Origin of the sequence: Methylobacterium dankookense (genome assembly GCF_902141855.1) — a bacterium.
Classification (GTDB): Bacteria; Pseudomonadota; Alphaproteobacteria; order Rhizobiales; family Beijerinckiaceae; genus Methylobacterium; species Methylobacterium dankookense.
This window is the reverse complement of sequence record NZ_CABFVH010000018.1, coordinates 99,793-107,029: the sequence shown is the minus strand read 5'-3', so window position 1 is coordinate 107,029 and position 7,237 is coordinate 99,793. Positions and strand designations below refer to the sequence as shown.

Here is a 7,237-nt window from a genome sequence, read left to right as displayed (position 1 = left end):
GGCCGGGGCGGCACCCGTGCGGGCAGGAGCAGCACCCGTGCGGGCAGCCGGAGCCGCAGCCGCCGGGCGAGCCGGGGCGGCGGGCTGGGCCGGGCGCGGGGCAGCCGGAGCGGCGGCCTGGACCGGGGTGGGAGCCGGAGCCTGGGCGGGCGCGGGGGCCGCGGCCTGGGCAGGTGCAGAAGCAGGGGCGGCCGCCGGAGCGGGAGCCGGCTGCGGCGCGGGCGCCGCGGCGGCCTGCGCCTCGGCCTCGGCGGCGCGGCGGCGCTCTTCCTCCTGGCGGCGCGCCTCGGCCTCGGCCTCGCGCTTGCGGGCCTCGGCGGCCTGGCGCTCACGCTCGGCGGCGGCCTCGGCCTCGCGGCGGGCGGCCTCGGCCTCCGCCTCGGCACGGCGCTTCGCCTCCTGCTGCTCGCGCTCGCGGCGCTGCGCATCGGCCAGGGCCGCGGCGCGGGCGGCGCTCTCCTGCTCGCTCAGCGTGCGCAGCACGACGCCCGAGGAGGGGCGCGGCGCGGGCCGCGCAGCCGCGGCCGGCGCCGCGGGAGCGGGCCGGGGGGCGGGTGCCGCCTCGCGCGGGGCAGGAGCCTGGGTGCCGGGCGTCGCGCCGATCACGCGGCGCTTGACCGTCTCCACAACGACCTGTTTCGACCGGCCGTGGGAGAAGCTCTGACGCACGGTTCCCGACTCGATCGGCCGCTTGAGGGACAGCGGCTTCGCGGGTGCCTTCGTCAGAGTCTTGTCGCCCGGGTTGTTCGTATCGCTCATTCAGTTCGAACCCTTGAGGGTTTCCATCGTCCCGTGAACCGACGCCCCCTTGGACGCCGACCAGACTCGTCCTGAGCAGGAAGCGGTGAGCTTGAGCCCACGGATCCAGCCAAGAATTCCTAAGATGTCGCGTCCCGCAATGACCGCGAGCCTCGACCCCGCTACCGCCGGAAGGTCTATGGACCTCCTGGCAGGGGCGGGTCGCCCCCGTCATCGCGGGCCAAGCCCGGCTCCTCGATCGCCGTACCGGCGCCCTCGAAGGAGCGTAGCCGACGCCAACGCGCCAGGCAGCCGGTGGCTCCGACTCCTGCGACGAGCGCAGCGTGTATCACATGATCCCGACCCAAGGCCATGTCCAATTCGCTCTCGGACAGGTCATCCACGATCGGGATCCCCGATATGGCGTCGCCATGCCGCCGCCGCAACGCCTGAGTGAGCTTGCGCCGCCCGTCCGGGCTCGCCTCGGCCGCGTGGAACAGGGCGGCGATGCCGGGCTCGCCACCGATCGCCGCCTCGACCTTGCCGAAGCCCGTGACGACGCAGCCCGCCTTGTTGGCGAGCGCCAGCGCCTGGCGGAGATCCGCCCGCAGGCCGGCGCCGACCCGGTCCGCGAGATCCTCGGGTACGGCCTTGGCCTTGCCCTTGAAGGCCCGCTGGAACTGGCGGCGGCGCACCGCCTCGGCCACCGTCTCGCGCCGGGCGCCGACCCAGGCGCCGCGGCCGGGCAGCCGGGCGCGCAGGTCCGGCACCACCGCGCCCTCGGGATCGAGCACGAAGCGGATCAGGGCGTCGGGCGCCGCGACCGCGCGCGTGACGATGCAGGTGCGCTGCGGCACGCGGCCGCCGGGCCCCGCATCGAGCGCCGGCTCGTCCTCGATCTCGGTCGCGGCTTCCATGGGACGATCCTCAGGCCTGCGCCTCGGCGGATTCGCCCTCGGCCGGGCCTTCCTCAGCCTCGGCCTCGGCCTCCGGCTCGTCCTGCACCCAGCCGGCATGGCGGCGGGCGGCCATGATCATGGCCTCGGCCTCGGCGCGCGACAGGTCGAACCCGTCGAGATAGCCCGCATGGCGCACGGCCTCGGGGCCGCGCCCTTCCGTGTAGCCCACGAGGTCGTCGGTGGCGCAGCCGGCGAGGTCCTCGATCGTCTTCACCTCGTTCTCGCCGAAGGCGACCAGCATCGGCGTGGTCACGCCCTCGATCTCGCGCAGCTCGTCCTCGACCCCGAGCTCGCGGCGGCGGTCGTCGTGTTCCTGCTCGATGCGGGCGAGGTGGTCCTGGGCGCGGGCCTGGATCTCGGCGCCGGTCTCCTCGTCGAGGCCGTGGATGTTGCCGAGCTCGCCCGGCTCGACATAGGCGATCTCCTCGACGGAGCGGAAGCCCTCGGCGGCGAGCAGCTGGCCGACGGTCTCGTCGACGTCCAGCGCCTCCATGAAGATCTGGGTGCGCTCGGCGAATTCCTTCTGGCGGCGCTCCGATTCCTCGGCCTCGGTGAGGATGTCGATGTCCCAGCCGGTGAGCTGCGAGGCGAGGCGCACGTTCTGGCCGCGGCGGCCGATGGCCAGCGAGAGCTGGTCGTCGGGCACCACCACCTCGATGCGGTCGGCCTCCTCGTCGAGCACCACCTTCACCACCTCGGCGGGCTGGAGGGCGTTGACGATGAAGGTCGCCTGGTCCTCGGACCACGGGATGATGTCGATCTTCTCGCCCTGCAGCTCGCCGACCACCGCCTGGACGCGCGAGCCGCGCATGCCGACGCAGGCGCCCACGGGGTCGATCGAGCCGTCGCGCGAGATCACCGCGATCTTGGCGCGCGAGCCCGGATCGCGGGCGACCGCCTTCACCTCGACGATGCCGTCATAGATCTCGGGCACCTCCTGACCGAACAGCTTGGCCATGAATTGCGGGTGCGAGCGCGAGAGGAAGATCTGGGGCCCGCGTACCTCGCGGCGCACGTCGAACAGGTAGGAGCGGATGCGGTCGCCGGGGCGGAAGGTCTCGCGCGGGATCATCTCGTCGCGGCGCACGATGCCCTCGCCGCGGCCGAGATCGACGATGACGTTGCCGTACTCGACGCGCTTGACGAGGCCGTTCACGACCTCGCCGATGCGGTCCTTGTACTCCTCGTACTGGCGGTCGCGCTCGGCGTCGCGCACCTTCTGCACGATGACCTGCTTGGCCGACTGGGCGGCGACGCGGCCGAAATCGAAGGGCGGCAGGGTGTCGGAGATCACGTCGCCGACGAGCGCGCCGGGATTGTAGCGGCGGGCCTGGTCGAGGGTGATCTCGCGGGCGTCGTTCTCGACGAGATCGACCACGAGCAGGTGGCGGGAGAGGCGCAGCGCCCCGGTCTTCGGATCGATCTCGGCGTGGACGTCGGTCTCGGCGCCGTAGCGGGAGCGGGCGGCCTTGGCGATCGCCTCCTCCATCGCCTCGATGACGATCTGGCGGTCGATCACCTTCTCGCGGGCGACCGCGTCGGCGATCTGGAGGAGTTCGAGCCTGTTGGCGCTGACGACGGCCATCGGTTCAGGTTCCTTCTACTCGTCAAACGTGCGGACCGCCCGGGGCAGTCCGTTGAAACGGAATCAAGGTCTTCACTGCGCTCTTCTTCGCCGAACCGGCCTCCGCTTCGGCTTCAGGAACGCGCTAGTGGAGCGAGTCGCGGTCCTTGAGGCGTGCGGCCTTCGAGATCACGGGCTTCTTCGGGCCGGGCCCCTTTGCGGGCTTGGCCTTCACGGGCTTGTCGGCCTTCGGCTTCGGGCGCTTCGGGGCCGGGATGAAGCGCACCTGCGGCGCCGCCTCCTCCGGCTCCTCGTCCTCCTCCGGCTCCTCGTCGGCCGGCGGGCCGCCGCGGCGGAGCGATTCGCGGATCAGCTCGTCGGTGAGGACGAGATGGGCCTCGGCGAGATCGGCCAGCGGCAGCACGATGCGGCTCGGCAGGCCCTCCTTCACGTCGGGCAGGTCGATCGGCACGGTGCGCGCGACCGCGTCCGGCTCGCCGATGATGCCGCGGAAGCGCTTGCGCCCGTCGAGCGGACGGGCGAGCTCCACCTTGGCCTCGTAGCCGGACCAGCGGGCGAAATCCGAGACCCGCACCAGCGGCCGGTCGATGCCGGGGGAGGAGATCTCGAGGTTGTAGGCGCCGCCCACCGGATCGTCGAGATCGAGGATCGGCGAGATGGTGCGGCTCACCGCCTCGCAATCCTCGATGGCGCAGGTGCCGTCCGGCCGCTCGACCATGATCTGCACCGTGGCGTTGCCGCCGGAGGTGACCTTCACGCGCACGATGCGGAAGCCGAGCCCCTCGATCGCGCCCTCGATGACCTGGACGACGCGCGCGGCGACGCCGCTCTCGCTGACGAGACGCTTCTCGGTGGCTTCCGCCATATCCGCCATGCTGGTCGATCTCCGGCGCTTCGGGAGCGCGCGACGTAGGGCGCGGCGGGGTGCGGCAATAAAAAAGAGCGGGCCCCGGGGGACCCACTCCGAACCGCAGCCTCGCGACTGCCATCAGAACTGTTGCCGCGTAGATAACGCCGGATTGGGGCAAGTTCAAGTTCGCCGGGCGACGAGTCTTCCCATTTCCGCCCGACCGGCATGGCATCGGGCCGCCTCCCGATCCGGCAGAGGTGAGCACGCATGACGCACGACGACGCCTCCGGCCCGGACCCCGCACGCCTCCACCCGCTGCCGGCGCATCCGCGCGTCGTCTTCCTGAGCAACCTCGACCTGCCGCCGAACGTCACGGTCGGCGCCTACAGCTATTACGACGACCCGGCCGGGCCGCAGGCCTTCCTCGACAACATCCTCTACCACTTCGCCTTCCTGGGCGACCGGCTGAGGATCGGGAAGTTCTGTGCGCTGGCGAGCGGGGTGCGCTTCCTGATGAACGGCGGCAACCACCGCCTCGACGCGCCCTCGACCTACCCGTTCCTGATCTTCGGCGGCGCCTGGGCCGCCTACGAGCCGGCGGGCAGGTTCCCGAACCGGGGCGACACGGTGATCGGCAACGACGTCTGGCTCGGCTACGACGCGACCATCCTGCCGGGCGTCACGATCGGGGACGGCGCGGTCGTGGCGGCGAAGTCGGTGGTGAGCGCGGACGTGCCGCCCTACGCGATCGTCGCCCGGAACCCGGCCCGCGTGGTGCGGCTGCGCTTCCCCGAGGCCGACATCGCCCGGCTCCTGCGCATCGCCTGGTGGGACTGGGACGCCGAACGGATCACCCGGAACCTCGCCGCCATCAGCGACGGCAGCGTCGACCGCCTGGAGGCCGCCGCCTCAGCGTGAGGTCTTCGCATAGGGTACCGCCGGCGGGGTCAGCGGCGGAGCCTGCTCGACGCGGCAGACGGCCGCGACCCAGAGGGCGAGCAGGCAGAGCAGCGAGATCTCGCGGAAGCGCAGGCGGGGTGGATTCGGCACGGGCATGAACGGGCATCCTCGGGGAGGGCGCCTTGTGCCGGGCTCGTGTTTCCGGATTGTGTGGGAAATTTGCCCACAAACTGAAGGAACGGATCAATCCTCCTCGATCGGGAAGGGCGTCGGCTCCCAGTACCGCTCGACCTTGTGGATGCGCACCGCCTCGGCCTCCCAGCGATGGAGGATCGCCGCGATGGCGGCGCGGTCGCCCGTGCGGAGCGGCTCGGCGATCTCGAGGATGCGGCGGCGCTCGTCCCGGTACTGGATGCAGTCGGAGGCCTTGTCCCAGGCCTCCATGGCGCTCCGCGTACGCGTGCCGCGCTTGGGATAGACGAGGGGCTCCGGAGGCTCGTAGTCTCCGTAACGATCCGTCTCGTGGCGTTCCCAGAGCCGCGCGAAGACAGCCCGCGCCTCGTCGAGAGCCCCCTCCGCGAGCGCGATGGCCATGCGCTGCCCATCGTGCAGCCCCCCGTGGGGGACGAGGTAGCTGTGGTAGAAGGCCAGATAGGCGCGATGGTCCAGCGCCATCGGGCGCAGCAGCGGCAAGACCTGCTCCTCGACGGCACGCGTGAAGATCTGGTCGATCTCGGGAACCGTCAGTTCCCAATGCCCGATCGTTTGCCCCCAAGCGGCGAGCTGCGGATAGTCCGGCTGCAGATCGCATTCCGGTTGCAGAAAATATTCTCTGGTAAAGGGTGCCGGAGGAGGTTCGCGGCTGAACAGCTCTGAGAAGCTGCCGATATCGGAATGGATTGACGCTCCACCCCAATATAAAGGCGTCAGACTCAGACTTGGACTAAACATACTCGGATCGCGGCATGAATTGACCCAGACCTGAGCAATGAAATGCCGAACCGGCTGGATCCAGATCGCGTACGAATTGGCCTGGAAAAGATCCGGATTGCGCTCCAGCAACGCACGAAAGAGCCACTTCTTCTGCTTGGCGTTCGTCACGTGCGTGGCCTCATCTGGATGACGATGATCCGTTGGGTTTCAGGGAAATATTTCTTTGCCGCGTCCGCGTAGCGGACCGCATTCGACCAAGCGAGACCGCGAGATCCCGTCTTGTGGTCGTAGATGCAGGCGACCGTCGGCCTAGGCCTATGATAGATATCAAGCCGGCTCGTCCCAGCTTCACCATATTTTCCCTCCTTTCCGTCCGTTCTGATCGAAAGCTCAGAAAAGAGATTTTTGCTTTTCTGAGCTTTGGCCCACTGGTCCATCCTGTAATGAACGGCATTTCCGACCTCGGCCGGGGTCCGATACAGACCACTTCCGCGCACGGCCGCGTTGAAAGCGTCGAGCCGGGATTGGAGCTCCTCAGTTTTCGGACAGGCGGCCTCAAGGGCCTGCTGATCGACCCGGCCGACCCAGATAACCGGCATCTGTCCGTCATCCTTAGTCCCTCGGAACTCGTGCGCCGTGATACCGAGGACAGTGCCGTAGCCGCCGCGCCGCGCTGAGAGGGCCGAGAAGAGGGTGCCGGCAAGTTCCAGCGTCCGCAGGATCCGGACGGCCGCCACGGCTGCCGGGACAAACTGCAGGAAGGCGGGCTGCGCTATCGCCTCTGCCTCGGCGCCCTGCTCCGTGAAGGTGCTGCGCGAGAGGATCTCGCCGGAGACGCCGTCCCGGATGGTCTGCGTCGCGCCGGAGGTCTCGAAGATCCGGCTCTCGCCGTCCGGCGCGGTGACCGCGTGCTGCTCGTCGAAGTCGCGCCGGCCCGCATGGATGCGGATCGACAGGATTCGGGTGCCGTCGTCGAGGAGCGTCTCCTCGCGGGTCTGGGCAGGCTCGGATCCGGGAAGCTGGGCCCATTGCGGCCGGATCACCTGCGCATCGTCGTCAGAGAGCGTCCACCCTCTATCCCCTCCGCCGCCCTCGGCGACCCATTGCCCGCCATTCGACTGCCCGGCCGGCGCGCGCGCTTGGTCGGACCAGTCCTTCCGGCGCAGGGCCTGCTCCAGACGGAGCAGCTTCGTCTCCGTGGACAGCCCGGCCAGCAGGCCCTTCAGGCTTCGGACCTCGTCACCGACCCGCGGTTGTCTTGCCATGGCACCG

8 protein-coding genes are annotated in these 7,237 nt (G+C 70.0%); 1 reads left to right on the top strand and 7 read right to left on the bottom strand.

The annotated features are described in order from the left end of the window. The 4 genes from MTDSW087_RS15245 to rimP form a co-directional block, all read right to left on the bottom strand. On the bottom strand, positions 1-759 hold a 759-nt coding region (locus MTDSW087_RS15245), incomplete at its 3' end, for a translation initiation factor IF-2 associated domain-containing protein (RefSeq protein ID WP_186383856.1). A gap of 176 nt (positions 760-935) precedes the next feature. Further along, complete coding sequence (locus MTDSW087_RS15240; RefSeq protein ID WP_144765312.1) at positions 936-1,655, bottom strand: RNA-binding protein; 720 nt, start codon at positions 1,653-1,655, stop codon at positions 936-938. Positions 1,656-1,665: 10 nt separating this feature from the next. Continuing rightward, positions 1,666-3,282 (bottom strand): transcription termination factor NusA, encoded by a 1,617-nt coding sequence (gene nusA / locus MTDSW087_RS15235; protein ID WP_144765310.1) that lies wholly within the window; start codon positions 3,280-3,282, stop codon positions 1,666-1,668. Between the two features lie 124 nt (positions 3,283-3,406). Next, entirely contained in the window at positions 3,407-4,147 is a 741-nt protein-coding gene (rimP, locus tag MTDSW087_RS15230; RefSeq protein WP_144765323.1) for a ribosome maturation factor RimP, read from the bottom strand. A gap of 252 nt (positions 4,148-4,399) precedes the next feature. Between rimP and MTDSW087_RS30825 the strand changes: the two genes are divergently transcribed. Then, entirely contained in the window at positions 4,400-5,050 is a 651-nt protein-coding gene (locus MTDSW087_RS30825; protein ID WP_144765308.1) for a CatB-related O-acetyltransferase, read from the top strand. On the opposite strand, the gene MTDSW087_RS30165 is transcribed toward MTDSW087_RS30825, so the two are convergent. The 3 genes from MTDSW087_RS30165 to MTDSW087_RS15215 all read right to left on the bottom strand — a co-directional run bounded on the left by MTDSW087_RS30165 (position 5,042) and on the right by MTDSW087_RS15215 (position 7,230). Beyond that, positions 5,042-5,188, bottom strand: a complete 147-nt coding sequence (locus MTDSW087_RS30165; protein WP_186383855.1) for a hypothetical protein — start codon at positions 5,186-5,188, stop codon at positions 5,042-5,044. The two genes, MTDSW087_RS30825 and MTDSW087_RS30165, sit on opposite strands and share 9 nt — an antisense overlap. Positions 5,189-5,275: 87 nt before the next feature. Next, a complete protein-coding gene (locus MTDSW087_RS15220) occupies positions 5,276-6,133 on the bottom strand; it encodes a hypothetical protein (protein ID WP_144765306.1) in 858 nt (285 codons plus the stop codon). After that, entirely contained in the window at positions 6,130-7,230 is a 1,101-nt protein-coding gene (locus MTDSW087_RS15215) for a hypothetical protein (protein ID WP_144765304.1), read from the bottom strand. The genes MTDSW087_RS15220 and MTDSW087_RS15215 overlap by 4 nt, the downstream gene beginning before the upstream one ends. Positions 7,231-7,237: the final 7 nt, after the last annotated feature.

Bases quoted from the DNA above. Each gene is read 5' to 3' on its own strand.
- MTDSW087_RS30825 (WP_144765308.1), top strand. From the start codon at position 4,400: ATGACGCACGACGACGCCTCCGGCCCGGACCCCGCACGCCTCCACCCG.
- nusA (WP_144765310.1), bottom strand. From the start codon at position 3,282: ATGGCCGTCGTCAGCGCCAACAGGCTCGAACTCCTCCAGATCGCCGAC.
- MTDSW087_RS15240 (WP_144765312.1), bottom strand. From the start codon at position 1,655: ATGGAAGCCGCGACCGAGATCGAGGACGAGCCGGCGCTCGATGCGGGG.
- MTDSW087_RS30165 (WP_186383855.1), bottom strand. From the start codon at position 5,188: ATGCCCGTGCCGAATCCACCCCGCCTGCGCTTCCGCGAGATCTCGCTG.
- rimP (WP_144765323.1), bottom strand. From the start codon at position 4,147: ATGGCGGAAGCCACCGAGAAGCGTCTCGTCAGCGAGAGCGGCGTCGCC.
- MTDSW087_RS15215 (WP_144765304.1), bottom strand. From the start codon at position 7,230: ATGGCAAGACAACCGCGGGTCGGTGACGAGGTCCGAAGCCTGAAGGGC.